Source organism: Aliterella sp. E5.1 (genome assembly GCF_057473825.1).
Genome location: NZ_JBYCCV010000506.1, coordinates 1 through 1,058 on the forward strand (window position 1 = coordinate 1; position 1,058 = coordinate 1,058).

Sequence of the window (1,058 nt, forward strand, 5' to 3'; positions counted from 1 at the left end):
TGCTCTTCCGATCTTCATGAAATATAGCTATATTTCATGAAACCTTTTTCTTGCAATATTTTCCAGCTTTTTGTCCTGTACTAAGTGTGTACGCTGGTATCTCAGTTATTCGCTTTCCGTTGCCAACAAGTAGCAGAGATGGTAAACGAGCGGGGATTAGATATCCATCACACCACCGTGTTCCGTTGGATCCAAGAATATAGTCCAGAAATAGATAAGCGGTTTAGACCACACTTGCGTCTGACCAATGACTCGTGGCGGGTAGATGAAACCTATATCTTGGTCAAAGGCAAGCAGAAGTATTTGTACTGTGCTGTTGATTCACAGGGGAACACCCTAGACTTTCTCCTAATACCAATTTAAATTAAGTACAGGACAAAAGGGGTTAGAGTGAGAAAAGTCGTTTAGCAGGCTTAGTAATGGTTGGTATCACCTCAATTGAAGTGAAAGAAAGTTTGGATGATTGAACGGAACAGTTGCGTCAAGCCGAAACGCCAAGCGCCAAAGAACGATTGCAAGTGCTTTACTGGCTGAGACAGGACACAGCACCCAGCATTAGTGCCATTGCCAAGGCTGTTGGAAAACATCGAAACACCGTGCAAACCTGGTTATCGAAGTACCGAGAGGGTGGGGTAGACGTGATGTTGAAGTTCAAGAAATCCCCTGGGGGAGTACGGGTAATTCCGCAATGGGCAGAAGACGCTTTGGCAAAGCGGTTGCAAGAGCCAAATCATGGATTCAGCAGTTATGGAAAAGTGCAGCAGTGGTTGGCAGAGACGTTGGGGATAGAGGCAGAGTATCATGCGGTCTATCAGATGACCCGCTACCGACTCAAAGCAAAACTTAAAGTTGCTCGTCCTCAAAATTGTCAGCAGGATAGTGAACAGCGAAAGGCTTTAGCGCAAACCTCAAAGGCGACCTCAACTTGCTGCGCCAGTATGACCGCCAAGGACGGCAAGTTGAACGCCCTATCCGCTACTTTGCCCAGGATGAGAGCCGATGCAGGACTGCATACCATCATTGGACGATTAATTACTGCTTGTGGGGTCAAACCGATT

At 46.5% G+C, this 1,058-nt stretch carries 1 protein-coding gene and 1 pseudogene; both read left to right on the forward strand.

The annotated features are described in order from the left end of the window. Positions 1 to 55: 55 nt before the first annotated feature. A pseudogene (locus tag AC2VE5_RS28605) lies at positions 56 to 351 on the forward strand (IS6 family transposase); the annotation flags it as partial. 125 nt (positions 352 to 476) lie between these two features. Next, positions 477 to 1,058, forward strand: a 582-nt coding sequence (locus tag AC2VE5_RS28610) for a helix-turn-helix domain-containing protein (protein ID WP_486890891.1), incomplete at its 3' end; no start/stop codon positions are given.